This is a genomic window from Kushneria pakistanensis (assembly GCF_014652795.1).
Taxonomy (GTDB): domain Bacteria; phylum Pseudomonadota; class Gammaproteobacteria; order Pseudomonadales; family Halomonadaceae; genus Kushneria; species Kushneria pakistanensis.
In genome coordinates this window covers 23,361-48,227 of the sequence record NZ_BMZM01000005.1, presented here as the reverse complement: position 1 = coordinate 48,227, position 24,867 = coordinate 23,361, and the positions used below count along the sequence as shown (strand labels likewise).

Annotated in this window: 20 protein-coding genes, 2 tRNA genes and 1 pseudogene; 14 read left to right on the top strand and 9 right to left on the bottom strand. The window is 59.3% G+C overall.

Annotated elements, in window-relative coordinates; all coding sequences use genetic code 11:
- Positions 1 to 51: 51 nt before the first annotated feature.
- The 7 genes from IE123_RS15585 to IE123_RS15555 all read right to left on the bottom strand — a co-directional run bounded on the left by IE123_RS15585 (position 52) and on the right by IE123_RS15555 (position 8,590).
- Positions 52 to 801: an ABC transporter ATP-binding protein gene (locus IE123_RS15585; RefSeq protein ID WP_189519937.1), complete on the bottom strand. Its 750-nt coding sequence runs from the start codon at positions 799 to 801 to the stop codon at positions 52 to 54.
- Positions 795 to 1,865 (bottom strand): FecCD family ABC transporter permease, encoded by a 1,071-nt coding sequence (locus IE123_RS15580; protein ID WP_189519935.1) that lies wholly within the window; start codon positions 1,863 to 1,865, stop codon positions 795 to 797. Before IE123_RS15580 ends, IE123_RS15585 begins: the two co-directional genes overlap by 7 nt.
- Positions 1,858 to 2,988, bottom strand: a complete 1,131-nt coding sequence (locus IE123_RS15575; protein ID WP_189519933.1) for an ABC transporter substrate-binding protein — start codon at positions 2,986 to 2,988, stop codon at positions 1,858 to 1,860. The genes IE123_RS15580 and IE123_RS15575 overlap by 8 nt, the downstream gene beginning before the upstream one ends.
- A 284-nt stretch (positions 2,989 to 3,272) precedes the next feature.
- Positions 3,273 to 3,536 (bottom strand): formate dehydrogenase subunit delta, encoded by a 264-nt coding sequence (locus tag IE123_RS15570; protein ID WP_189519931.1) that lies wholly within the window; start codon positions 3,534 to 3,536, stop codon positions 3,273 to 3,275.
- Positions 3,537 to 3,576: 40 nt separating this feature from the next.
- A complete protein-coding gene (fdhF, locus tag IE123_RS15565) occupies positions 3,577 to 6,522 on the bottom strand; it encodes a formate dehydrogenase subunit alpha (RefSeq protein ID WP_189519929.1) in 2,946 nt (981 codons plus the stop codon).
- Positions 6,516 to 8,084, bottom strand: a complete 1,569-nt coding sequence (locus tag IE123_RS15560) for a formate dehydrogenase beta subunit (RefSeq protein WP_189519926.1) — start codon at positions 8,082 to 8,084, stop codon at positions 6,516 to 6,518. Before IE123_RS15560 ends, fdhF begins: the two co-directional genes overlap by 7 nt.
- Positions 8,084 to 8,590, bottom strand: a complete 507-nt coding sequence (locus tag IE123_RS15555; protein ID WP_189519924.1) for a formate dehydrogenase subunit gamma — start codon at positions 8,588 to 8,590, stop codon at positions 8,084 to 8,086. The genes IE123_RS15560 and IE123_RS15555 overlap by 1 nt, the downstream gene beginning before the upstream one ends.
- 161 nt (positions 8,591 to 8,751) lie before the next feature.
- Between IE123_RS15555 and IE123_RS15550 the strand changes: the two genes are divergently transcribed.
- A complete protein-coding gene (locus IE123_RS15550) occupies positions 8,752 to 9,831 on the top strand; it encodes a substrate-binding domain-containing protein (protein ID WP_189519922.1) in 1,080 nt (359 codons plus the stop codon).
- Between the two features lie 29 nt (positions 9,832 to 9,860).
- On the opposite strand, the gene IE123_RS15545 is transcribed toward IE123_RS15550, so the two are convergent.
- Positions 9,861 to 10,844 (bottom strand): esterase-like activity of phytase family protein, encoded by a 984-nt coding sequence (locus IE123_RS15545; RefSeq protein ID WP_189519920.1) that lies wholly within the window; start codon positions 10,842 to 10,844, stop codon positions 9,861 to 9,863.
- Between the two features lie 88 nt (positions 10,845 to 10,932).
- Between IE123_RS15545 and dapB the strand changes: the two genes are divergently transcribed.
- From dapB to greA, 4 genes are all read left to right on the top strand, one after another.
- Positions 10,933 to 11,766, top strand: coding sequence for a 4-hydroxy-tetrahydrodipicolinate reductase (dapB, locus tag IE123_RS15540; protein WP_189519918.1), 834 nt, complete (start codon positions 10,933 to 10,935; stop codon positions 11,764 to 11,766).
- 265 nt (positions 11,767 to 12,031) lie between these two features.
- A complete protein-coding gene (gene carA, locus IE123_RS15535) occupies positions 12,032 to 13,186 on the top strand; it encodes a glutamine-hydrolyzing carbamoyl-phosphate synthase small subunit (RefSeq protein ID WP_189519915.1) in 1,155 nt (384 codons plus the stop codon).
- An 89-nt stretch (positions 13,187 to 13,275) separates the two neighbouring features.
- On the top strand, positions 13,276 to 16,506 hold the full coding sequence (carB, locus tag IE123_RS15530; protein WP_189519913.1) for a carbamoyl-phosphate synthase large subunit: 3,231 nt from the start codon (positions 13,276 to 13,278) through the stop codon (positions 16,504 to 16,506).
- Positions 16,503 to 16,982 carry a transcription elongation factor GreA gene (greA, locus tag IE123_RS15525; RefSeq protein ID WP_189519911.1) on the top strand — a complete coding sequence of 160 codons (480 nt, stop codon included), beginning with the start codon at positions 16,503 to 16,505 and terminating at the stop codon, positions 16,980 to 16,982. Before carB ends, greA begins: the two co-directional genes overlap by 4 nt.
- 98 nt (positions 16,983 to 17,080) lie before the next feature.
- On the opposite strand, the gene yhbY is transcribed toward greA, so the two are convergent.
- Positions 17,081 to 17,392 (bottom strand): ribosome assembly RNA-binding protein YhbY, encoded by a 312-nt coding sequence (gene yhbY, locus IE123_RS15520; protein WP_189519909.1) that lies wholly within the window; start codon positions 17,390 to 17,392, stop codon positions 17,081 to 17,083.
- A 213-nt stretch (positions 17,393 to 17,605) separates the two neighbouring features.
- On the opposite strand from yhbY, the pseudogene IE123_RS15515 reads away from it, so the two are divergent.
- From IE123_RS15515 to rimP, 9 genes and pseudogenes are all read left to right on the top strand, one after another.
- Positions 17,606 to 18,189: pseudogene (locus tag IE123_RS15515) on the top strand (RlmE family RNA methyltransferase).
- An 87-nt stretch (positions 18,190 to 18,276) separates the two neighbouring features.
- On the top strand, positions 18,277 to 20,253 hold the full coding sequence (gene ftsH, locus IE123_RS15510; protein ID WP_189519907.1) for an ATP-dependent zinc metalloprotease FtsH: 1,977 nt from the start codon (positions 18,277 to 18,279) through the stop codon (positions 20,251 to 20,253).
- 95 nt (positions 20,254 to 20,348) lie between these two features.
- Positions 20,349 to 21,203: a dihydropteroate synthase gene (gene folP, locus IE123_RS15505; RefSeq protein ID WP_229819813.1), complete on the top strand. Its 855-nt coding sequence runs from the start codon at positions 20,349 to 20,351 to the stop codon at positions 21,201 to 21,203.
- A 2-nt stretch (positions 21,204 to 21,205) separates the two neighbouring features.
- Positions 21,206 to 22,567: a phosphoglucosamine mutase gene (glmM, locus tag IE123_RS15500; protein ID WP_189519905.1), complete on the top strand. Its 1,362-nt coding sequence runs from the start codon at positions 21,206 to 21,208 to the stop codon at positions 22,565 to 22,567.
- 109 nt (positions 22,568 to 22,676) lie between these two features.
- Positions 22,677 to 23,426, top strand: a complete 750-nt coding sequence (tpiA, locus tag IE123_RS15495) for a triose-phosphate isomerase (protein WP_189519903.1) — start codon at positions 22,677 to 22,679, stop codon at positions 23,424 to 23,426.
- A 4-nt stretch (positions 23,427 to 23,430) separates the two neighbouring features.
- Complete coding sequence (gene secG / locus IE123_RS15490; protein WP_189519901.1) at positions 23,431 to 23,832, top strand: preprotein translocase subunit SecG; 402 nt, start codon at positions 23,431 to 23,433, stop codon at positions 23,830 to 23,832.
- 151 nt (positions 23,833 to 23,983) lie between these two features.
- A tRNA-Leu gene (locus IE123_RS15485) sits at positions 23,984 to 24,070 on the top strand.
- 75 nt (positions 24,071 to 24,145) lie between these two features.
- Positions 24,146 to 24,222: transfer RNA gene (locus IE123_RS15480), tRNA-Met, on the top strand.
- 152 nt (positions 24,223 to 24,374) lie between these two features.
- The gene (gene rimP, locus IE123_RS15475; protein WP_189519899.1) at positions 24,375 to 24,836 is read left to right on the top strand and encodes a ribosome maturation factor RimP; all 462 of its coding nucleotides are present in this window, start codon (positions 24,375 to 24,377) and stop codon (positions 24,834 to 24,836) included.
- Positions 24,837 to 24,867: the final 31 nt, after the last annotated feature.

The window sequence follows — 24,867 nt, the reverse complement described above, 5'->3', positions numbered from 1 at the left end:
AATGCATCGGTGGCGCAGTGCGCAGGCACCATCAGTTTATCGACCCGGATATCAGAGCGCTGTTTCAACGATAAGCATCGGGCTGCCTCGCGAGCAGTTTTCGATACGCCCTTCAACCTGATAGACCTCTCGCAGGAGTTCGGAAGTGACCACGGCCCGTGTCGGGCCGCAGGCTTTCAAGGCACCACCAGCCAGTACCATGGCCTGATCGGCAAAGCGCAGGGCATGGCCGAGGTCATGCAGGGCCACGACGATCAGCATCTGACGCTGTTCGGCCAGCCGGCGCAGCACGCTCAAAAGCCCGATCTGTCGATGCAGATCCAGTGCAGAGGTTGGCTCATCGAGCAGCAGGATGTCGGGGGCCTGTACCAGTGCCTGTGCTGCACTGACCAGCTGGCGCTGCCCGCCGCTGAGATCCCCGATATCACGTTTGGCCAGCGGCTGAAGATTCAGCTCATCGAGTGCCGCATCCACCTGGGCCAGATCCTCGGGCTGCACCTTGAGGCGTCGCCCCTGCATGCGCGCCAGCAACACGCTTTCATAGACACTTAATACAGCATCAATGCGGGTTTCCTGAGGCATGTAGGCCACCGGACGCTCCGAGCGTGCGCCCGTGATCCGAACGTTCCCCGCCCCGGAAAGCAGCCCCAGAATGCGTCGAAACAGCGTGGATTTACCTGCTGCATTGGGGCCCAGCAGGGCGACCACCTGGCCGCCCGACAGCGTCGGCGTGGTAATGCTGGAGAGCACTTCACGCTTGCCGTAGTGGGCCGTTACCTGTTCAAGCGTCAGGCTTACCATGTCGATTTCTTCTGGTTGAGAACAAGAAAGAGAAAGAACGGGATGCCGACCAGCGAGGTGATGATCCCGATAGGAATCACCGTGCCCGGAATCAGCATCTTGGAAATCACCGAGCCCACCGACAGGATCAATGCGCCGCACAGGGCGGAGGCCGGCAGGAAAAAGCGCTGATCTTCCCCCACCAGCATTCGCGCAATATGCGGCCCCACCAGGCCGATAAAGCCGATCGTACCCACAAAGGCGACCGACACGGAAGCCAGCAGTGACACCAGCATCAACACCTCAAGTCTTAGCCGGCGCGGGCGTACACCCATGCTCTCGGCCTTGGCATCACCCAGTCGCATGGCCGTCAATGCCCAGCCGTGGCGGGCCAGCAGCGGGATCGCAATTGCCAGTACCGCAAGCGACACCCAGAGCTTGGGCCAGGTCGCCTTGGTCAGACTGCCCATGGTCCAGAACACCACGGCAGACAGGGCCTGCTGGCTGGCAAAGAACTGGATCAGCGCCATGAGCGCATTGAAGATAAACACCATGGCAATGCCCAGCAGGACGATGGTTTCAATCGTCACGCCACGTCGCATGCTCAAAAGGTGAATCATTAGCGCCGTCAGCATGGCGACCAGAAAGGCATTGATCGGGACGATATAGTCCACTGCGAACGGAACGATCGAGACGCCAAAGGCCAGCGCCAGCGCCGCACCAAAACCGGCGCCGGCCGAAATGCCCAGCGTAAAGGGGCTGGCCAGAGGATTGCTCAGAATGGTCTGCATCTGCGCGCCGGCAATCGACAGGCTGGCGCCGACAACGATGGCCATCAGTGCCACCGGCATGCGGATCTGCCAGACAATGACACTGATCTGCTCGCTGACCGAGCCGGGCGAGAGCAGCGCACGCAGCACCTGGCTCAGATCATAGCGGGCCGGGCCCAGGGCCAGATCGACGCAGAAGCTTAAAAATAGTGCTGCCAGAAGCCCCATCAGAATCAGCTGACGGCGCAGGACCATGGCGCGATAGAAGGTGCGGCCCTGTTCTTGCGAGGTCATGGCGGCCGTTGGCTTATTCATGGCCCGCCTCAAGCGATACCCAGTATCCTGGCTGGTAGGTCAGCGGCAAAAAGCGCTCATGAAGCTCGCGCATGGTGGCATCGGGATCGAGATCTTCAAAAAGCTCGGGATGGAACCATTTGGCCAGTTGCTGGATTGCGACAAAGTAGTAGGGGCTGTTGTAGAACTGATGCCAGATGGCATGTACCTGATCCTGCCTGACGGCATCGATGCCGGTCATGGCGGTGCGATGCGTCAGCGCCTCAAGCTTGCGCCGGGCCTGGGCCGTGTCGGCACCCGGTCCCACGCCCACCCAGGCACCGCCCGGCACGTAGGCTTCCCAGTCACCGCCGGTTACGACAACCTGCTCAGGGTTTGAGGCAATGATCTGTTCGGGATTGAGCGTGCCAAAGGTGGTGGGGATGATGTCATCGGCAATGTTTTGCCCGCCGGCGATGCGTACGTAGTCACCGAAGTTGTGCGGGCCAAAGCTCATGCAGCAATCATCAGAGTAGCCGCCGGCGCGATCAATGAACACGCGTGGGCGTTCAGGACGGGCCTTTTCGATGACATCGGTCACGCGCGCCATCTGCTGGTTGGAAAAATCAATGAAGCGTTCTGCCTTGTCTTCCTTGTCCAGAAGTCTGCCCATGAGTCGGATCGAGGCAGGCGTATCCTTGATCGGATCTTCACGAAAGTCGACATAGACGATGGGAATGCCCAGCGCCGCCAGCTTGGCTTCATAGCCGGCGTCCTCTGTGGCGGTTTTGGCTTCGATATTCATGAAGACCACATCGGGTTTCAAGGAAGCGGCCTGTTCCACGTCAAAGGTGCCATCCTTGAAGCCGCCAAAGGTCGGGATTTTTTTGAGTTCGGGGAAGCGGGCGGCGTAGGCGTCATAGGTCTCGGGATCAGCCTGGGCAAGATCTTCCCGCCAGCCCACAACACCCTCGAAGGGCGTTTCTGGCTGAAGTACGCTGAGCAGGTAGATCTGGCGGCCCTCGCCAAGAATCATTCGCTTGATCGGTGTATCGATGTGCACCTGTCGGCCTGCTACATCGGTGACCACCACATCCTTCGCCTGGGCGGCGCAAGAGAGAAGGGCAAACGTTATAAAAGCGGTAAACAGCAGGTGTCGTTTCATGATGATTGTAATGGCCAGAAGAGGGAGAGACACACCGCAGATGCGGCACCGAAAGGCACCTTTCCGGGCAATGATAAGGTTTATCATTTGCATTTTTCGGCATTATGCGAGGTTTCATGAACACCGTCGAGCGGTGCGGGCCAGAAAATGCGCTGAACAGGCGAGGGCAACAGGATACTTTAAGGGGCGCTCACACCGCAGGGCCCCAGGCGGCGTTACGGAATTGAAATGGCCCCGTTGGCAGAATGCGAACGGGGCCATGAGTATTGCACTGTCGAATGAGATTATCCGGCGTCGGAGGTTTCTTCCCAGTCCCTGACCACGCCTGACATGGTCTTGAGGCGAGCAATGGCCATTTTTGATACGTCATCGAGCTCACTGCCGTCATTGTCGGCATAGTCGATAATCTGGCGTTTCATGTCGCGCGCCCAGAATTTCTTGAGGTGTCCGGCAATCTGCTCGGCCGCCGCCGCATCATTTTCATGATGGCGATTATTGAGACTGATCTGATTGATCATCTTGATCAGCGGTGTAATGGGGTCGTTCATGTCAACCTCGCAGTCCGGGTAAGGTCGTGGCCTGCGGCGCTCATTTGAGCGCCGGCTCCGGTGTTTCGGCATTGGCCAGATAGCGCTGCTGGCGCTCGTCAAAGCGCTGGAACTGCTGCTGCCACGACGAGGGTTGCGAGACCTTCTCGACCTGTACCGCCGTCACCTTGTACTCGGGACAGTTGGTGGCCCAGTCGGAATTGTCGGTCGTGATCACGTTGGCGCCGCTGCCCGGGTGATGGAAGGTGGTGTACACCACGCCCGGCGCCATGCGGTCGCTGACGAGACAGCGCAGTACCGTATGGCCCACGCGGCTGCGAATGCCCAGCCAGTCACCGTCACGTAGCCCGCGGTCCTCGGCATCGACCGGATGGATCTCCAGCACGTCCTCCGAGTGCCAGGCACTGTTGGCGGTGCGTCGTGTCTGCGCGCCCACGTTGTACTGACTGAGAATGCGTCCAGTGGTCAGCAGCAGCGGATAGCGCGGATTGACGCGTTCCTCGGTGGCCACATACTCGGTGATGGCGAAATGACCCTTGCCGATCGGGAAATCCACACCATGCATGGTGGGCGTGCCCAGCGGATAGTCATCATTGCAGGGCCACTGGATGCTGCCCAGTTGCTCAAGCTTTTGATAACTCACCCCGGTGAAGGTCGGCGTAAGGCTTGCGATCTCGTCCATGATCTCGGACGGGTGGCTGTAGTGCATGGGATAGCCCAGTGCATTGGCCAGATCCTGGGTGACTTCCCAGTCTTCCTTGCCGGCGATCGGTGGCATGACGCGGCGCACGCGGTTGATACGCCGCTCGGCATTGGTGAAGGTACCGTTCTTCTCGAGGAAGGTAGCGCCCGGCAGCAGCACGTGGGCGTATTTCGCCGTCTCGTTGAGGAAGATGTCCTGCACGATCAGACAGTCCAGTGACGACAGCGCCGACTCGACGTGCTGGGTATTGGGATCGGACTGCGCAATGTCCTCGCCCTGTACGTAGAGCGCCTTGAAGGTGCCGTTGATGGCGGCGTCAAACATGTTGGGAATGCGAAGCCCCGGCTCGTCATCCAGCGTGGCGTTCCATACGGCTTCAAAACGCTGGCGGATTTCGGGGTCAGCGACATGCTGATAGCCCGGCAGCTCGTGCGGGAACGAGCCCATGTCACAGGAGCCCTGCACGTTGTTCTGTCCGCGCAGCGGGTTGACCCCGACGCCTTCCCGACCGATGTTGCCGGTCGCCATGGCCAGGTTGGCGATCGCCATGACCGTGGTGGAGCCCTGGCTATGCTCGGTTACGCCCAGACCGTAATAGATCGCGCCGTTGTTGGCATTGGCGTAAGTGCGGGCCGCCTCGCGAACCCGCGCCGCCGGCACACCCGTCTCGGCTTCCACCGCTTCCGGTGCATGGCGGGGGTCGGAGATAAATGTGCGCCAGCGCTGATAGCCTTCGGTGTCACAGCGCCGGGCAATGAAGTCGGTGTCCTCAAGGCCTTCGGTGACCACCACATGGCCAAGTGCATTGACCAGTGCCACGTTGGTGCCGGGCTTGAGCGCCAGGTGCAGGCCCTGACCGCCATGGGGCGTTCTGAGCAGGTCGATGCGGCGCGGGTCGGCGACAATCAGCGTCGCGCCCTGGCGCAGTCGGCGCTTCATCTGGGAGGCGAACACCGGGTGGGCATCGGTCGGATTGGCGCCAATGACCAGAATGGTGTCGGCCTTCATGACCGAGTCAAAGGTTTGGGTGCCGGCAGATTCGCCCAGCGTGGTCTTGAGGCCATAGCCGGTCGGCGAGTGGCAGACCCGGGCACAGGTATCGGTGTTGTTGTTGCCCAGCGCGGCACGGATCAGCTTCTGGACCAGATAGGTCTCTTCATTGGTGCAGCGTGAAGAAGTGATGCCGCCGACGCTGTCGCGGCCGTACTGCGCCTGAATCTCCCTGAGGCGCCGGGCGGCAAAGCCGATGGCGTCCTCCCAGGAGACCGCCCGCCAGGGCTGATCGATCGAGTCGCGAATCATCGGCTCGCGGATGCGGTCCTTGTGGGTGGCGTAGCCAAAGGCAAAGCGTCCCTTGACGCAGGAGTGGCCGTGATTGGCGTCGCCGCCCTTGTACGGCACCATGCGCACCAGCTTGTCGCCCTTCATCTGCGCCTCGAACGAGCAGCCCACGCCGCAGTAGGCGCAGGTAGTCACCACGCTGTGCTCGGGAACGCCTTCCTCGATCACGCTTTTCTCCATCAGCGTCGAGGTGGGGCAGGCCTGCACGCAGGCGCCGCAGGAAACGCACTCGGAATCCATGAACGGCTCGTTCTGGCTGGCGGCCACTTTCGAGTCGAAACCGCGTCCCTCGATGGTCAGGGCAAAGGTGCCCTGAACCTCGCCGCAGGCGCGCACGCAGCGTGAGCAGACGATGCACTTGCTGGGATCAAAGCTGAAATAGGGGTTGGAGTCATCAATCTCGGCGTCAAGATGGTTGGCGCCGTCAAAGCCGTAGCGCACCTCGCGAAGCCCCACCACGCCGGCCATGTCCTGCAGCTCGCAGTCACCGTTGGCCGGACAGGTCAGACAGTCCAGTGGGTGATCGGAGATGTAGAGCTCCATTATGTTGCGGCGCAGCTTCGCGATTTTGGCGTTCTGCGTTGTGACCGACATGCCTTCGGTGACCGGCGTGGTGCACGAGGCCGGCATGCCGCGTCGCCCTTCGATCTCCACCGCACAGAGTCGGCAGGAACCGAACGCTTCGAGATTGTCCGAAGCACACAGCCTGGGAATGGTGATGCCGGCCATGGCGGCGGCACGCATGACCGAGGTCCCTTCCGGCACGCGAATCGCGGTGCCGTCGATGGTCAGCTCAACCGGCGTTTCAGAGATTCTGGCCGGGGTGCCCAGATCGCGGTCAAAAAAGGCCGGATTGAATGTGCTCTGGGCTTCACCCACACCACCCAGTCCTGCGTTGAACTGGTGAGCACCGGATTGTTTGGGATCGAAGTAGTTCAGCATGTCGTACCTCCCGCCGTTACGGCCTGTCGAGGTGTCAGATCATCAGGGAAGTGTTGCATGACGCTCTGGACCGGGAACGGCGTCATGCCGCCCATGGCACACAGGGAGCCGTCGAGCATGGTCTCACAGAGATCCGCCAGTAAAACGAGGTTTTTCTCCGGTGCTTCACCGGCACGAATGCGGTCGATGACCTCCACGCCGCGCACCGCGCCGATGCGACACGGCGTGCACTTGCCACAGGATTCGACAGTGCAGAATTCCATGGCAAAACGGGCCTGGTCACCCATGTCGACACTGTCGTCAAACATCACGATGCCGCCGTGGCCCACGACGCCGCCAAAGGCGGCAAAGCCTTCATAGTCGAGTGGATTGTCCCACTGACTCTGGGGCAGATAGGCACCCAGCGGCCCGCCGACCTGTACGGCCTTGAGTGGACGACCGCTCAGGGTCCCGCCACCGAAATCCTCCATCAGCTCGCGCAGACTGGTACCAAAGGCCAGTTCCACCAGCCCACCACGCCTGACGTTGCCGGCCAGCTGGATGGCCAGCGTGCCGCGTGAGCGCCCCATGCCGTAGTCGGCATAGGCCTGTCCACCCTGATCCAGAATGAAGGGCACGGCCGCCAGTGACAGCACGTTGTTGACCACGGTCGGGCGGCCAAAAAGCCCTTCTATGGCAGGCAATGGCGGCTTGGCACGTACCAGCCCACGCTTGCCTTCAAGACTTTCCAGCAGTGAGGTCTCCTCGCCGCAGATATAGGCGCCGGCACCCAGGCGCACTTCCAGATGAAAGGCGCGGCCGCTGTCGAGGATGTTGCTGCCGAGATAGCCGGCAGCCACGGCGCGCTCGATCGCCTCGTTGAGAATGGCGTGGGCCAACGGGTATTCGGAGCGCAGATAGATGTAACCCTGATCGGCGCCTGCGGCGAGACCGGCAATGGTCATGCCCTCGATCAGCATGTAGGGGTCGCATTCCATGACCAGGCGGTCGGCAAAGGTGCCGGAGTCGCCTTCATCGGCGTTGCAGACCACGTACTTCTGCCCGGCCGGCTGGTCGTGCACGGTCTGCCACTTGATGCCGGTCGGGAAGGCCGCGCCACCCCGGCCCCGCAGTCCGGAGGTCTTGATCTCATCAACAATGGTCTGACTACTGAGTGCCAGCGCCTTTTTCAGGCCTTCGAAGCCGCGCAGGGCGGTGTAGTCCTCAATCGACACCGGGTCAGTAATGCCGATGCGCGAGAAGGTCAGGCGCTGCTGGCCCTTGAGATAGGCGATCTCCTCGGTCAGCCCCAGGGCCAGCGTGTGATCCTGGCGACCCTCAAGCAACCCGGCATCAAGCAGTGGTTCCACGTCACCTGGCGTGACCGGGCCAAACGCGACGCGACCCTCGGGGGTGTCGACCTCGACCAGCGGTTCCAGGTAGAACAGCCCGCGTGAGCCGTTGCGTACCACATTGATGTCCACACCGCGTGTTTTTGCACCGCGTTCAATGCGTGCTGCGACCCGGTCGGCGTCCAGCGCCCTGGCAGTCGTGTCCCGGGGGACATAAACGGTAATCGCCATCACTTCACCTCCAGGACGGTGGCCGAGAGCTCATCCGTCAGTTGATCGAACCGCTCGGGCGTCATGCGCCCAAACACGTCGTCGTTAACGCGAATGGATGGCCCGCAGGCACAGTTGCCCAGGCAGTAGACCGGCTCCAGCGTAAATTCGTGGTCCGGTGTGGTCTGGTGGTAGTCCACACCCAGCGACGCCTTGACGTGTGCCTCCAGCTGACGGCTGCCGACGGACTGACATGCTTCGGCGCGACAGACCTGGATGACACTGCGTCCCGGCGGATGAGTGCGAAAGTGATGGTAGAAACTGATGATGCCGTGCACTTCGGCGCGAGTGTGGCGCAACGCCTCGGCAATCAATGGCACCGCCGCTTCGGGAATAAAGCCAAAGCGGTCCTGAATGGCGTGGAGCAGAGGCAGCATGGCGCCGGGTGTCGACTGGTACGCGTCAATCACTGCCTGTAGTTGCGCCGGCGTCCAGGCGTCGGCGACGGGGGAGCTTGCGTGTGACATGGCCGGGTCTCATCAGGTCGGAAGGTGGGGCTATTGATGCGCTGCACCAACGGCACTCATCCAATCGTCTTATAGGAATCGTTATTCATAACTGCTTTAAGTCAGGGTCACGTTCGGCACCAAACTAGCACTCTCAATGCGGCGGCAAAATATGAACAGAAATGCTTAGAGGAAAGTTGAATATCGCCCCGGCGTGGCGCTTTTATCGCGATGACGGCGAACTGCTTGATCCAGTGCTGTTTATGCTGCTGGCAGGTATTCGCGAGACCGGCAAGCTCACCCACGCGGCCAGTGCGGCGGACATTTCCTATCGACATGCCTGGAACCTGCTTAACCGGGGCGAGGCCTTCTTCGGCATGGCGCTGGTGGAAATGCGTCGCGGCCATGGCACACGGCTGTCACCGCTAGGAGAAAAGCTTCTGTGGTCGGAGCAGCGGGTGCGTGCGCGGCTGGGGCCACAGCTCGATACCATGGCCTCCGAGCTCAATCATCAGCTCCAACAGCTGCTGGATGGCGCCCATCCCGTACTGCGGCTGCACGCCAGCCACGGTTATGCCGTAGCGCTGCTGCCGGATTTTCCGGGTGAGCTGGATCTGCGCTATTGCACGTCCGTGGAGGCGCTTGACGCGCTGCGCCGCGAGGAGTGTGACCTGGCCAGCCTGCATGTGCCGGTACAGCCACATCTGGCCGAGAAGGTCCTGGCAGTCTATCGGCCTTATCTATCGGGGCAGGATCTGAAGATCATTCGCTTTGTGACCCGGCATCAGGGGCTGATGCTGCGTCACGAGGATCGCCATCGAATCCGCAGCGTAGCGGATCTCACGCGTGCAGATGTGCGGTTCATCAATCGCAATGAACGTTCCGGTACCCGCATGCTGTTCGATCTTTTGCTGGCGGAGCACGGTGTGGATGAGGCCGCTATCCCTGATGCGCGTCATGAAGAGTTTACGCACACGGCGGTCGCGGCCTATGTGGCGGCCGGCATGGCCGATGCCGGCTTTGGGGTAGAAGCCGCCGCGAGGCAGTTCGGGCTCGATTTCGTGGCACTGTCCACCGAGCACTATCTGCTGGTCTGTCGTACCGAGCGGCTGGCCCAGGAAAACATGCAGGCGCTGCTGGCCTATATGGCATCAAGGGGCTTTCTGGCGGAGGTAGCCTCACTGGAAGGTTACGCGCCGGATCGCTGTGGTGAAGTCAGTACCTTCGAGGCATTGCTGGCGGAAAACGCCGGGAGCGCCTGAGCGCTGTCTATCGGGCGCGTGGCATAGGGTCATGCGCCTTTGCCGGCATCGTCAGGAACATCAAAACATCCCAGCAGCGAGCGCTGCAGCCAGCTGAAGTTGTCGTCGCTGACCATCAGATAACGCTGCGGCCCGATTTGGGTCAGGCCTTCAAAATTGTCCAGCCGCCAGTTTTCGTCGCTGGCGAGACGGGCAATGGTGTTGCCGGGGATGATGCTGTCCGGTGAGGCGTTCGTGATACGGGCACGGCGCAGCGAGATGATCAGGGGCCTGCCGACCTTGAAGTCGCGCTCGAGCATCAGGATGTCATCATTCAGCGGTGCCATGGCGGTCAGGCCGCTGTTGCTGCTCTGGCGTTGCCAGCGCCACTGGCGGCCGTCGAGAGCGAACAGCCGGCTTTCATTGTCGGCCATGCCGTCTGATGCAAATTCAAGCCCAGCGATGATGCCGTGGCCGGGATGGTTGACCAGTGCTTCCAGACTGCCGTTATAACGGGCACCTTCCAGCGCCGAAGGTACAATGGCCTCTCCCAGCGGCTTCCCCTCAAGCGTGAAGCGCTGTAATCGATGGCGGCGTTCGAAGCCGACCAGTAGCGCTTTTTCTCCATGCTCGTCTTCCGTCAACACCATGGATTCACTGTCGGCCCAAGGCATTTCAAGCGGCTGCCCGCTGTGATCACGCAGGGGTGTTGAATCAAGCAGCTCAAGGCGACTCAACTGTTGTTGGTCGTCAAAATGCGGGCGAGCGCGATAGAGCCGGGCGCGATCGGAAAGCATGTATAGAAGGTTGCTTTTCGGGTCGAACGCAAGCTCCGACAGCCCGCCCAGCGGTTGGCCATCGGGCATGCGATCCGGCAGCTCCAGCATGCCGCACCACTCAAGACGCTCGGGGCGTGAGCCGCCCGGAGGCCCCCCCGGGTCGATGACACCGGCGCGGGTGCAGCCGGGCAGCAGCGCCAGCCAAAGGGCCAGGGCCGTTGCAGAAAGGAGGGAGTGGATGCGTCTGTCTGCCATGGGGTCATCCGGTTGCCTGTTCTGATGGGGTATAGTGGCAGACAATCGTGCAGGCAAATGATGAACATGACATGAGCAGGAGGACGGCGTGACACGAATCGCCATCATGGGCGCTGCAGGGCGCATGGGTAAAATGTTGATCGAGGCGGTCAGCGGTGACGAGAGGGCTCGATTGACCGGCGCCGTGGTACGTCCGGAGAGCTCGTTGAAGGGCGCCGATGCCGGCGAGCTGGCCGGTCAGGGTCGGTTGGGCGTGACGCTTTCGGGTAGTCTCGAGGAGGTCATCGATGATTTTGATGTGCTGATCGATTTCACCACGCCCGCCCTGACGCTTGAAAATCTGGCGCTGTGTGCGGCACATGGCAAGCGTATGGTGATCGGCACCACAGGATTCAGTGAGGAAGAACTGACGCGCCTTGAAGGCTTTTCAGATCGGGTGCCCTTCGTGTTTGCCGCCAACATGAGTACCGGCGTCAATCTGTCGCTTAATCTGCTGGCAACGGCGGCGCGGGCGCTGGGCGATGCCGGCTTTGATATCGAGATCATCGAGGCCCATCACCGCCACAAGGTTGATGCCCCTTCGGGCACGGCACTGATGATGGGGCGGGCTGTCGCCGAGCCGCTGGGGCGTGATCTGAAAGCCGATGGCGTCTATCAGCGCGTAGGTCAGATCGGTCCCAGAAGCGCGCGCGAAATCGGCTTTTCCACCGTGCGTGGCGGCGACATTGTGGGCGAGCACACCGTGCTGTTTGCCGCCGAGGGCGAGCGCATCGAGATTACCCACAAGGCGTCGAGCCGGCTGACCTTCGGACGTGGTGCCGTGCGCGCGGCGCACTGGCTGATGGATCAAAAGGCAGGCCATTACGATATGCAGGATGTGCTGGGCCTCAAACAGGCCCTTCCTGACGGCTCTGCTGCCTGAACATTGTGTGATGGCATGCGGGCGTGAAATCCGATATTATCGGCACAATTTGGCCGGGTCGAACCCGCAGACCATGGCGATAACAAAAGCGGGATGAAACCCTTAAGGGTTTCGTCCCGCTTTTTTGCAGCCCGGGACCGCGCTTTCAATCAGGGCGCGCCAAAAGGGTATGGTCGACGGGGTCGCCAGACGGCCGGTTTTCTGGTCAGCGTTGTGGCATGTTGCTTTCGCTGACAGTCTCTTTTGCCCTGTGGAGGACGTTGCATTGATCAAACCCGCGATTCTGGCGCTCGAGGATGGCAGCGTATTTCACGGCGTCTCCATTGGCGCCGACGGAGAAACCAGTGGCGAAGTGGTCTTCAATACGGCCATGACGGGATATCAGGAGATTTTGACTGACCCTTCCTATTCTCGTCAGATTGTCACGCTCACCTACCCCCATATCGGCAACACCGGCATCAATGAAGAGGATGTCGAATCCCATCGCATCCACGCCGCCGGCCTTGTTATTCGCGATCTGCCGCGCCTGGTCAGCAATTTCCGCAGTGTCCGGGCGCTGGATGACTATCTGGCGGCCCACGGTATTCTGGGTATTGCCGATATCGATACGCGTCGTCTGACGCGTCTTTTGCGTGACAAGGGGGCCCAGAACGGCGCCATTGTCGCCGGTGCGGATGCCCAGGGCGAAGAAGCCGTGGCACGTGCACTGGCGGCGGCGCGCGCCTTTCCCGGCCTCAAGGGCATGGATCTGGCGCGCGAGGCCAGTGCCCGTGAGATTCATGAATGGCATGACGGTGAATGGCAGCTGAGTGCCGGCTACGCCGACTTTCGACAGCGCGAGCGCCCCTGGCACGTGGTGGCCTATGACTTTGGCACCAAGCACAACATCTTTCGCATGTTGACCAGCCGCGGGTGTCGCCTGACCGTGGTACCGGCGCAGACGCCGGCCAGTGACGTCATGGCGATGAACCCCGATGGTGTCTTTCTTGCCAATGGCCCGGGTGACCCGGAGCCCTGCGACTATGCCATCAAGGCCATTCAGGAAATTCTGGCCACCGGCACGCCGGTCTTTGGCATCTGTCTGGGGCATCAGCTGCTGGCGCTGGCCAGCGGTGCGAAGACCATCAAGATGAAGCAGGGCCACCACGGCGCCAACCACCCGGTGCTGGATATTGATCGCGGCCATGTCATGATTACCAGCCAGAACCATGGTTTCGCCGTTGAAGAGGCATCACTGCCGGCCAATGTGCGGGCCACCCATCGGTCACTGTTTGACAATACCCTTCAGGGCATCGAGTTGACCGATACACCGGCATTCAGCTTTCAGGGGCACCCGGAAGCCAGTCCCGGGCCACATGACGTTTCACCGCTGTTTGATCGCTTCGTGGCCATGATGGAAAGCCGCCATCAGGCGGCCTGACCCGGCCCTGGCGGCTGCCATCACGGCCGCCGGGATCGCCATCGCATCTGACTTGTTCGCATCCCATTTTTCGACGCAGTGAAATCGTCATGCCAAAACGTACCGACCTGAAAAGCATTCTGATCATTGGCGCAGGCCCCATCGTTATCGGCCAGGCCTGTGAGTTCGACTATTCCGGCGCCCAGGCCTGCAAGGCGCTGCGTGAGGAGGGGTACCGGGTCATTCTGGTCAACTCCAATCCGGCTACCATCATGACCGATCCGGCCATGGCGGATGCTACCTACATTGAACCGGTGACCTGGGAGACGGTGGCGCGCATCATCGAGCGCGAGCGTCCTGATGCGGTGCTGCCGACCATGGGTGGCCAGACTGCGCTCAACTGTGCGCTTGAGCTGGACCGGCGCGGCATTCTTGATGAGTTTGGCGTGGAACTGATCGGGGCCAACGCCAGGGCCATCGAGAAGGCCGAGGATCGGGATCTCTTTGACAAGGCGATGAAAAACATCGGTCTTGAATGCCCAAAGGCCCGGGTCGCGCATTCGATGCCGGAGGCCTGGGAAATCCAGTCCGAGCTGGGCTTTCCCTGCATTATTCGTCCGTCCTACACCATGGGCGGCTCCGGTGGTGGCGTGGCCTACAACCGCGAAGAGTTTGAAGAGATCTGCCATCGCGGCTTCGAGCTCTCTTCCAACCATGAGCTTTTGATCGATGAGTCGCTGCTGGGCTGGAAAGAGTACGAGATGGAGGTCGTGCGCGATAAAAACGACAACTGCATCATTGTCTGCGCGATCGAGAACTTCGACCCGATGGGGGTGCATACCGGTGATTCCATCACCGTGGCGCCGGCCCAGACGCTGACCGACAAGGAGTACCAGATCATGCGTAATGCATCGATCGCGGTACTGCGCGAGATTGGCGTGGAAACCGGGGGCTCCAACGTGCAGTTCGGCGTTGACCCGGATACCGGACGCATGGTGGTTATCGAGATGAACCCGCGTGTGTCGCGTTCGTCAGCGCTGGCCTCCAAGGCGACTGGCTTCCCGATCGCCAAGGTCGCCGCCAAGCTGGCCGTGGGCTACACCATGGATGAGCTGCAAAACGATATTACCGGTGGGGCAACGCCGGCGTCGTTTGAGCCGTCCATCGACTATGTCGTGACCAAGCTGCCGCGCTTTACCTTCGAGAAGTTCCCGCAGGCCAACGACCGACTGACCACGCAGATGAAGTCGGTGGGTGAGGTCATGGCCATTGGACGTACCTTCCAGGAGTCGCTGCAAAAGGCGCTGCGCGGTCTGGAGATCGGTGTTGACGGGCTTGACCCGAAACTTGCTGATTTCGACGAGGCATCGCGTCAACTGATGCAGGGCGAACTGCAGCGCCCGGGCGCCGATCGCATCTTCTTTGTGGCCGATGCCTTCCGGGCAGGTCTGTCGCTGGATGAGGTCTTCAATTTCACCAAAATTGATCGCTGGTTCCTGATTCAGATTCAGGAGCTGATCGTTCTGGAAGGCCAGATTGCCAAGGCTTCGTTGAAGGATCTCAGCCGCAAGCAGGTCTATTTCTACAAGCGCCGCGGCTTTGGTGACGCGCGTCTGGCACGCCTCATCGGCGTGAGCGAAAAGGCGTTCAGGGAGCATCGCCAGTCACTCGATGTGCGCCCGGTCTTCAAGCGCGTTGATACCTGCGCCGCTGAATTTGCCACATCCACGGCCTACATGTACTCCACGTATGAAGAGGAGTGCGAAGCCAACCCCAGCGACCGGCAAAAGATCATGGTGCTGGGCGGTGGTCCCAACCGTATCGGTCAGGGCATCGAGTTCGACTATTGCTGTGTGCATGCCGCACTCGCCATGCGCGAGGATGGTTATGAAACCATCATGGTCAACTGTAATCCGGAAACCGTCTCGACCGACTATGACACCTCGGATCGCCTTTATTTCGAGCCGGTCACGCTTGAAGACGTGCTGGCGATTGTCGAAACGGAAAGGCCGGTGGGCGTGATCGTACAGTTCGGTGGTCAAACGCCACTGAAGCTTGCCCGCGATCTGGAAGCCGCAGGCGTACCCATTATTGGTACGACGCCGGACGCCATCGATCGCGCCGAGGACCGCGAGCGCTTTCAGCAAATGATCGAAAAGCTGGGGCTCAAGCAGCCGCACAATGCGACCGCGCGCAGCTTTGAGGACGCTTTTGTCAAGGCGGAAAAGATTGGCTATCCGCTGGTGGTGCGCCCCTCCTATGTACTGGGCGGCCGGGCGATGGAGATCGTCTACTCCGCTGACGAGCTTGAGAACTACATGACCCACGCGGTCAAGGTATCCAATGACTCGCCGGTACTGCTGGATCATTTCCTCAATGCCGCCATCGAGGTGGATATTGATGCGATCAGCGACGGCAAGGATGTCGTGATCGGCGGCATCATGCAGCATATCGAGCAGGCGGGCGTGCATTCAGGTGACTCGGCGTGTTCGCTGCCGCCCTATTCGCTGCCGGCCGACGTGCAGGATCGCATGCGTGATCAGGTGCAGCGCATGGCGTTGGAGCTCAATGTCGTGGGTCTGATGAACGTACAGCTGGCCTGGCAGGATGGTGAGGTGTATGTCATCGAGGTCAATCCGCGTGCCTCGCGTACCGTGCCGTTTGTCTCGAAATGCATCGGGCGTTCGCTGGCCCAGCTGGCCGCTCGTGTCATGGCCGGCAAGACGCTGGTGGAGCTTGAGTTTACCCGTGAGCACATCCCGAACTTCTATAGCGTCAAGGAAGCGGTTTTCCCCTTCAACAAGTTCCCGGGAGTGGATCCGATTCTGACACCGGAGATGAAGTCGACCGGCGAGGTCATGGGCACCGGTACGACCTTTGCCGAAGCCTTCTACAAGGCGCAACTGGGGGCAGGCGAGGCCATTCCGGCGCTCAGCGGCGATCGCCGGGCGTTCCTTTCGGTTCGCGATCCTGACAAGGAGGGCGTTATTGACGTAGCGCGTTCTCTGTTAACATTAGGCTTTACGTTGATTGCCACGCATGGCACGGCGCAGGCACTGAATGCTGCCGGTCTGCCGGTTGAAGCGGTCAACAAGGTATTTGAAGGCCGTCCCCATATCGTCGACATGATTAAAAACGATGAGGTTGCCTACATCGTGAATACGACCGAGGGGCGGCAGGCCATTAACGATTCTTCCATGATTCGCCGCTCGGCGCTGTCACACAAGGTGCCCTATGCCACGACCCTGGCTGGGGCGCGTGCCGTGTGTATGGCGCTTGAGTATGGTAACGAGATTACCGTGCGGCGACTTCAGGAACTCCATACGAGTGTAACGGCATGAGCAGGGTTCCGATGACGGTGCAGGGCGAACAGGCCCTGCGTGAAGAGCTTAACCAGCTCAAGGGTGTTGATCGTCCGCGCGTGATCGCAGAGATAGCCGAGGCGCGCGAGCACGGCGACCTGAAAGAAAATGCGGAGTATCACGCAGCGCGTGAGCAGCAGGGGTTTATTGAAGGGCGCATTCAGGAGATCGAATCACGCCTGTCCAATGCTCAGGTCATTGATGTCACCAAAATGCCACATACCGGCAAGGTCATCTTTGGTACCACGGTCAGGCTCCTGAATCTCGATACCGACGAGGAAGTAGCCTACCGGATCGTGGGTGAAGATGAAGCCAACATCAAGAGTGGCAAGATTTCGGTCAACTCGCCCATCGCCCGTGCATTGGTGGGTAAATCCGAAGGCGATGTGGTCAATGTGCGCACGCCAGGTGGCGATGTCGAGTATGAAATCGATACGGTCGAACATATCGGTTAAGCCGGCTCGTATTGTCTGCCATAAAAAAGCCCCCCGACACTGTCGGGGGGCTTTTTCATTCAGCACATCTTCATCAAATCACAAGAACTTGATGATGATTACTGTGTATAGCGCGCCACGTTGGAAAGTCTGGGGTCAGCCTTGGGGTTGTGGCGATAAAGCAGCGCGGTCTTGCCGATATTCTGTACCAGTTCGGCACCGGACTGCTCCAGCAGATGATGAATGATCTCGGTACGCTCGTCGCGCTCAGCGCCGGCAATGCGTATCTTGATCAGTTCGTGGTCGGTAAGCGCACGCTCAAGCTCACCCATGACTCCCTCGGTCAGGCCCTTGTCACCAATCAAAACAACCGGATTGAGAATGTGGCCGACGCTTCGCAGGGTTTTCTTTTGTGCCGCTGTAAGGCTCATGATATGTTGAAAACTCTCGATCCCTTTTCATGTACCCTCATCTTACTCCAGACAACGGCAGTGGCGCCAACGGTTGTATGGCGCGTGGTGTCCTTTCCTGTCGTCGTGCTGGTGTTTGATCGCTGTGGCACTGCAATCCCCTTTTTCGGACGTTAACGTGACACGCGCCAAAAAGTCGGCCGCCGGCAAAAAGCTTCACCCGATAACGGCTGGATGAGGGAACATTTTGATGATGTCCGGAGCAAGCGCAGTCGGGTGGATGGCTCTCGTACAAGTTACAAGCTGCTCGAAATGGATGATCGCGATCGTCTTCTTGCGCCTGGAATGAGTGTAGTGGATCCTGGCGCCGTGCCTGATGGATGGAGTCAAGGTCGCCATGGCTCGCGTGGGAGATCAGAGACAGGTTATCGCTACTGGTATTCCTGAAATGGATGTCATTGCGGATGGATTTCATTCAGGGTGACTTTACGGAGGAGCAGACACTACATGCTATGCTCGAGGCGCTCGGAAATCGGCCGGTCAATGTTGTGCTGCCAGATATGGTGCCCAATATGAGCAGGCAGATGGCCATTGACCAGCCCAAGGCCATGTATCTTGTAGCGCTGGCACTTGATATGGCGCAGCAGGTGCTGTCGCCAGTTGGCGATTTCCTGACCAGGGTCTTTCAGGGAGAGGGTTTTGATCAGTACCTAAAGGAAATGCGTCTGCGGTTCGATAAGGTAGTTATTCGTAAACCCGATGCCTCGCGTCCAAGATTGCGAGAAGTATATCTGCTGGGGCGTGGTTTTCGCGCGTAAGCTTGTAATCGAAAGCCCGTGCCCCAAGCTATCCGACACATACCGGGCCACGCCTGGCAGGCAGAATCACGTAGTGAGGGTGTCCCCTTGAACGACATGGCCAAGAATCTGATCCTCTGGTTGATTATCGCAGCGGTCCTGCTGACGGTGTTCAACAATTTCAGTGTCGACAACTCGCCGCAGGCGATGAATTATTCCCAGTTTGTCGAGCAGGTCCAAAAGAACCAGATCCGTCAGGTCACCATCGATGGTTACGACATTCGTGGTGAGCGCGATGATGGCTCTACCTTTCAGACCATCAGGCCTTCTGCTGAAGATCCGCGTCTGATGGATGATTTGCTCAGCAATAACGTTACCGTTATAGGCAAGGAGCCCGACCAGCAAAGTATCTGGTCACGGCTGTTGATTGCCAGCTTCCCCATCCTGCTGATTCTGGGCATCTTTTTGTTCTTCATGCGACAGATGCAGGGTGGCGGCGCCGGCAAGGGCGGCCCCATGAGCTTTGGAAAGTCCAAGGCAAAGCTGCTTTCCCATGAACAGGTCAAGACCACCTTCAAGGATGTCGCCGGGTGTGACGAGGCCAAGGAAGAAGTTGAAGAGCTGGTCGACTTCCTCAAGGATCCTTCCAAGTTTCAGCGCCTGGGAGGGCAGATCCCGCGAGGCGTATTGCTGGTAGGTCCACCCGGAACGGGCAAGACTCTGCTGGCAAAGGCCATCGCCGGCGAAGCGCGTGTCCCGTTCTTTACCATATCGGGTTCTGACTTCGTCGAAATGTTCGTGGGCGTTGGTGCCTCTCGCGTGCGCGACATGTTCGAACAGGCCAAAAAGCAGGCACCCTGCATCATCTTTATCGACGAGATCGATGCCGTGGGTCGCTCACGCGGCTCCGGTATGGGCGGTGGTCACGATGAGCGCGAGCAGACCCTGAACCAGCTGCTGGTCGAGATGGATGGTTTTGAAGCCAATGAAGGCATCATCATCATTGCTGCGACCAACCGCCCTGATGTGCTTGACCCTGCGCTGCTGCGTCCGGGACGTTTTGATCGTCAGGTTACCGTCGGTCTTCCCGACATTCGTGGTCGCGAACACATTCTGGGCGTACATCTTCGCAAGGTACCGCTGGCGGATGACGTTCGACCGGAGCTGATCGCGCGTGGCACGCCGGGCTTCTCGGGTGCCGAGCTTGCCAACGTGGTCAATGAGGCAGCGCTCTTTGCCGCCCGCAAGAACCGCCGTCTCATCGGTATGGCCGAGCTTGAAATGGCCAAGGACAAGATCATGATGGGTGCTGAAAAGCGCTCGATGGTCATGTCGGAAAAGGAAAAGCGCAACACGGCCTATCATGAAGCCGGACACGCCATTATCGGTCTTCTGATGCCGGAACATGATGCCGTGTACAAGGTCACCATCATTCCGCGTGGCCGTGCACTGGGCGTTACCATGTTCCTGCCCAATGAGGATCGCTATAGTTTCACGCGTCAACAGATCATCAGTCAGATCTGCTCCCTGTTCGGTGGACGTATCGCTGAAGAAATGACGCTTGGCCCCAATGGCGTGACGACAGGAGCTTCCAACGACATCAAGCGTGCTACCGAGCTTGCCCATAACATGGTCGCCAAGTGGGGGCTGTCACAGGAGATGGGCCCGCTGATGTATGACGAGGACGAGTCACATCAGTTCCTGGGTGGTCCGGGTAGTGGTGGCAGCAAGTTCACCTCAGCGGAAACCTCTTCGAGGCTGGACCGCGAGATTCGTCGCATCATTGACGAGTGCTACCAGCAGGCCGAGCAGATCCTGCATGACAATCGTGACAAGCTTGATGCGATGACCGATGCACTGATCAAGTTCGAAACCATCGATGCCGATCAGATCAACGACATCATGGAAGGACGTGATCCACGTCCGCCGAAGGAGCCGGGCAGTAGTGGTCCGAGTGGCGGCCTGGGTACACCCGACAATAGTCCTTCGGATGTTCGTCCTGCTGACGATGAACCGGAAAGCAGCGATACCGATGATACTCGGCGGCGTCCGTCTGATCCGCTGGGCGGTTCTTCCGGACATTGACTTTCGTTTTACGTATCATGACCGCCCTCCGGGGCGGTTTTTTTATGTTCGACGATGACAATGTCAGACCGTCGGCTCATGTGTCAGGAGTCACAATGTCCAATGCAGCTACTTTCATGTCGTGCAGCCAGCGGCACCAGCTAACGCTGGATAGACCCCATGTGATGGGGATCCTCAACGTGACGCCGGATTCCTTTTCCGACGGGGGCAGACACGCTGCAGGTGATGCCGCAATGCGCCATGCAGAAGGCATGCTTCGTGACGGCGCCGACATCATTGATGTGGGCGGCGAGTCCACCCGTCCCGGTGCCACGCCTGTCAGCGTACAACAGGAGCTGGACCGGGTGGTGCCGGTAGTAGAGCGGCTGGTCAGTGAGCTGGGGGCGCTGGTGTCAGTGGATACCAGTGCACCGGAGGTGATGACAGCCATTGCTGAAGCTGGTGCCGGTATGATCAATGATGTGCGTTCGTTGCGACGACCGGGCGCGCTGGAAGCAGCCGCTGCTTCGGGATTACCCGTATGTCTCATGCATATGGTGGGTGAGCCCGATAACATGCAAAATGACCCACAGTATGAGCGTCCCATCGAAGAGGAAGTGACGGCATTTCTGGCGCAACAGATCGAACGCTGTCGTGATGCCGGCATCACTGCCGATCGGCTGCTGGTTGACCCGGGTTTTGGTTTTGCAAAGACGCTTGCGCACAATCTGCGTTTGATGAATCGCCTAGAGTATCTCCAGCGTCTGGGCTATCCCTTGCTGGTGGGGACGTCTCGCAAGGGCATGATCGGTCGTTCGCTGTCACGCGAGGTGGATGAGCGTCTTTATGGCGGTCTGGCACTGACAACTCTTGCCATCAGCAAGGGTGCCTGGATTATCAGAACACATGATGTCGCTGCCAGCGCTGATGCCGTTGGCATGACCTGTGCAGTACTCAAGGAAGGCAAATAGCAATGGCAAGACAATATTTCGGCACGGATGGTATTCGCGGCACGGTAGGTCAGGCGCCCATTACGGCAGATTTCATGCTGCGTCTGGGGTGGGCTGCCGGGCGCGTCTTTGCGCGTCAAAACCGTCGGGCACGCGTGCTGATCGGCAAGGATACCCGTATCTCGGGGTATATGTTCGAGTCTGCACTGGAAGCCGGTTTTTCGGCGGCCGGCGTGGATGTAGCGCTGCTGGGGCCGATGCCAACGCCCGGCATTGCCTATCTGACAAGTACGCTACGGGCCAGCGCCGGCGTTGTCATCAGCGCCTCGCATAACCCGTACCAGGATAACGGCATCAAGTTCTTCTCACGGGATGGCACCAAGCTTCCCGACGCGCTGGAAGATGAAATCGAGCGTGAGCTTGAAGGTCTGCAGGAAACGGTAGGTCCCGACCGGCTTGGCAAGGCCGTACGTATTGAAGATGCAGCAGGGCGGTATATAGAGTTCTGCAAGTCAACGGTGCCCAATCGCTTCGGTCTGCATGGCCTGAAGATCGTGATCGATTGCGCCAATGGTGCTACCTACCATATTGCTCCCAATGTCTTTCGTGAGCTGGGTGCCGAGGTCATTACACTGGGCGTGACGCCTGACGGGCTCAACATCAATCAGCAGGTGGGCTCCACGCACCCGGAAGTCATGCGCGAAAAGGTGCTCGAGACCGGTGCGGATCTAGGGATTGCCTTTGATGGTGATGGCGACCGTGTGATCATGGTGGATCATGCCGGTCGCATCGTGGATGGCGATGACATCCTTTACATCATTGCACGTGATCGTCAGCGTCGTGGTGTGCTGGGCGGTGGCGTTGTCGGTACGCTGATGAGCAACTTCGGACTGGCATCAGCGCTGGAAGAACTTGATATCCCCTTTGTACGTGCCAAGGTAGGCGACCGCTATGTTATCGAGCAGATGCTGGCGCGTGACTGGCAGCTGGGCGGAGAGTCTTCGGGTCATATCCTGTGCGGCCATGCACAAACCACGGGTGATGGGATTGTGTCTGCCCTTCAGGTACTGGCGACCATGGTCATTGAAGAGCGAAGCCTTGGTGAGCTGCTGGAGGGTATGGAAAAGGCACCACAGGCGCTGATCAATGTTCGTCTGATACCCGGCGTTGACAAGACGGCGCTCATGGAGAGTGCCCCGGTCACGAATGCGGTCAGGGATGTCGAAGAGACGCTGGGCGAATCGGGACGCGTTCTGCTGAGACCCTCCGGTACAGAACCGCTGATTCGGGTTATGGTGGAAGGACGCCCCCGCTTTGATGTGCAGGCACTGGCACAGAAAATTGCCGATGAAATCGAGCAGGGCATGTCGGCTGCCCAGGCGTGAAGAAAACGGGGCGTGGTTGTGTTCGCGCCATCGCTCCATTACCATCGCCCTCCTTGCGGAGGCATCTACCGATACTTTCCTGTTCCGGACAGGCTAGGGAGAAGTCATCATGCGTAAGCCACTGATTGCCGGCAACTGGAAGATGAACGGTTCGCTGGAGCTTTTGGAAACAATGAAGCAGGCCCTGACGTCTGCACAGGTTTCCTCAAGCGTCGAGGTCGCCATTATTCCGCCCTTTACGTTGCTCATGTCAGCAGGCAGGACGTTGTCAGACAGCGCAATAAGGCTTGGCGCCCAGACCCTTCATCCCGAGCCTTCCGGTGCCTTTACCGGTGAGGTCAGTGCCTCCATGCTGACAGAATGTGGCGTCAGCCATGTGCTGGCAGGTCATTCCGAGCGTCGTACCCTGTTCGGTGAGGATGATCAGGCCGTACTTGCCCGTGTTACGGCAGCCCTTGATGCCGGGATGACACCGATACTATGTGTTGGTGAAACGCTGGAAGAGCGTGAAGCTGACAGGGTGGAAACGGTAGTGCTGGGTCAGGTAAAAACCGTGATTGATGCTCTTTCCGCATCGCAGCGTTCCAGGCTGGTCATTGCCTATGAGCCGGTCTGGGCCATCGGCACGGGTCGTACGGCAACGCCTGAACAGGCGCAGCAGGTACATGCCATGATTCGTTCATGGTTGTCAGACAAGGATCCCGCGCTGGGAGAAGGCATGCGCCTGCTTTATGGCGGCAGCATGAAGGCTGACAATGCAGCCGAGCTTCTTTCACAGCCGGATATCGATGGGGGGCTGATAGGCGGCGCCTCGCTTAAACCCGATGACTTTATTGCGATTTGTCACGCAGCAGGTTGATTAAATGTACGTTGCCATCATTCTGATTCACGTCCTTCTTGCCATCAGCCTGATTGCGCTGGTGCTACTGCAGCGCGGCAAGGGCGCCGAGGCCGGTGCGGCTTTCGGCGGCGGCGCTTCGCAAACGGTACTGGGATCGCAGGGCGCCTCCAAGACGCTTGCCCGCCTCACCGGTGTACTGGCGGCACTGTTTTTCGTGACATCGCTGGGTCTTGCCTGGCTGGTGGACCGCGGCGGTGATTCCCAGAGCGGTATTCCTGATGCCAGCGTGATCGAGCAGCAGCGAAGCGGGGCGCCACGTCTGGATGATGGCGATGATGCTCCTCGGGCGGGCACTGCACAGCAGGGCACTGACGATGCTGATGGCCTGACAGTACCTTCTACGGACAGCAATAACAGTAATTGATGCAAGAGGTCATGCATCGCTTGACGAATCGAGTCAGGGGATGCATAATCTCGCGCCAGTGATGAGGCACTCGCCTGGCGGTGCTTCATCAAGCGTCTGACAAAAGTATTGGTGTCAGACGAGGCAGAACGAAAGTTCTGCCAGACCGAAAGCCGAAGTGGTGGAATTGGTAGACACGCTATCTTGAGGGGGTAGTGACCTTATGGTCGTGCGGGTTCAAGTCCCGCCTTCGGCACCATCGGAACTGCAAGTCGCGACAGACGGATCATGTTGATTCGGCAGGACAAAGTCCTTATACTGATTGCGCTATTGATGCGGGGTGGAGCAGCCTGGTAGCTCGTCGGGCTCATAACCCGAAGGTCGTCGGTTCAAATCCGGCCCCCGCTACCATCCAGGTGTCAATGGATGGAAATATTTATCCGAAAAGCCCCTTCCATCGAAGGGGCTTTTTGTTACAGCGCAACAAGATCGCTCATCAGTCACCTCATCTGCTCTCCTGTATTTTCGCTCAGGTGCCTGATGCCACTGCAGGAGGCCATGTCGTGCCAACCAGGCAAGAAACACTGCATAAGCTGATAGAACCCGCCGTCGCAGCGCTCGGATTCGAACTCTGGGGCATCGATTATAGTGCCCAGGGGAAGCATTCCAGATTGGTTGTCTATATCGAACACGATAATGGTGTCGGTGTGGATGACTGTGCCGATGTCAGTCGGCAGGTAAGTGCGCTTCTGGATGTAGAAGACCCTCTTCCCGGACAGTATCAACTTGAAGTTTCCTCCCCCGGGATGGACCGCCCGCTTTATTCCCTGTCTCACTTTGCCCGATTTGCCGGTCACACGATTACGTTGAAGCTGCGCGCCCCGTTTGAAGGGCAGCGTCGTTTCAAGGGCCTGCTGGCAGGTGTTGATGGTGATGAAGTGCTGCTGCAGTTCAACGACGAAGAGTATGGATTTCCTATCGAGACCATTGAGCAGGCACGTGTTGTGCCCGGGTTTGATAACTGATGCTTGATGATAACAAGGACTTTTCTGGCGA

Excerpts from the sequence above, each read along its gene's own strand:
- folP (WP_229819813.1), top strand. The coding sequence starts at position 20,349 with ATGTCCAATGCAGCTACTTTCATGTCGTGCAGCCAGCGGCACCAGCTA.
- IE123_RS15575 (WP_189519933.1), bottom strand. The coding sequence starts at position 2,988 with ATGAAACGACACCTGCTGTTTACCGCTTTTATAACGTTTGCCCTTCTC.
- IE123_RS15585 (WP_189519937.1), bottom strand. The coding sequence starts at position 801 with ATGGTAAGCCTGACGCTTGAACAGGTAACGGCCCACTACGGCAAGCGT.
- secG (WP_189519901.1), top strand. The coding sequence starts at position 23,431 with ATGTACGTTGCCATCATTCTGATTCACGTCCTTCTTGCCATCAGCCTG.
- tpiA (WP_189519903.1), top strand. The coding sequence starts at position 22,677 with ATGCGTAAGCCACTGATTGCCGGCAACTGGAAGATGAACGGTTCGCTG.
- IE123_RS15570 (WP_189519931.1), bottom strand. The coding sequence starts at position 3,536 with ATGAACGACCCCATTACACCGCTGATCAAGATGATCAATCAGATCAGT.
- fdhF (WP_189519929.1), bottom strand. The coding sequence starts at position 6,522 with ATGCTGAACTACTTCGATCCCAAACAATCCGGTGCTCACCAGTTCAAC.
- IE123_RS15550 (WP_189519922.1), top strand. The coding sequence starts at position 8,752 with ATGCTTAGAGGAAAGTTGAATATCGCCCCGGCGTGGCGCTTTTATCGC.
- glmM (WP_189519905.1), top strand. The coding sequence starts at position 21,206 with ATGGCAAGACAATATTTCGGCACGGATGGTATTCGCGGCACGGTAGGT.
- greA (WP_189519911.1), top strand. The coding sequence starts at position 16,503 with ATGAGCAGGGTTCCGATGACGGTGCAGGGCGAACAGGCCCTGCGTGAA.
- IE123_RS15580 (WP_189519935.1), bottom strand. The coding sequence starts at position 1,865 with ATGAATAAGCCAACGGCCGCCATGACCTCGCAAGAACAGGGCCGCACC.
- IE123_RS15560 (WP_189519926.1), bottom strand. The coding sequence starts at position 8,084 with ATGGCGATTACCGTTTATGTCCCCCGGGACACGACTGCCAGGGCGCTG.
- IE123_RS15545 (WP_189519920.1), bottom strand. The coding sequence starts at position 10,844 with ATGGCAGACAGACGCATCCACTCCCTCCTTTCTGCAACGGCCCTGGCC.
- carB (WP_189519913.1), top strand. The coding sequence starts at position 13,276 with ATGCCAAAACGTACCGACCTGAAAAGCATTCTGATCATTGGCGCAGGC.
- IE123_RS15555 (WP_189519924.1), bottom strand. The coding sequence starts at position 8,590 with ATGTCACACGCAAGCTCCCCCGTCGCCGACGCCTGGACGCCGGCGCAA.
- yhbY (WP_189519909.1), bottom strand. The coding sequence starts at position 17,392 with ATGAGCCTTACAGCGGCACAAAAGAAAACCCTGCGAAGCGTCGGCCAC.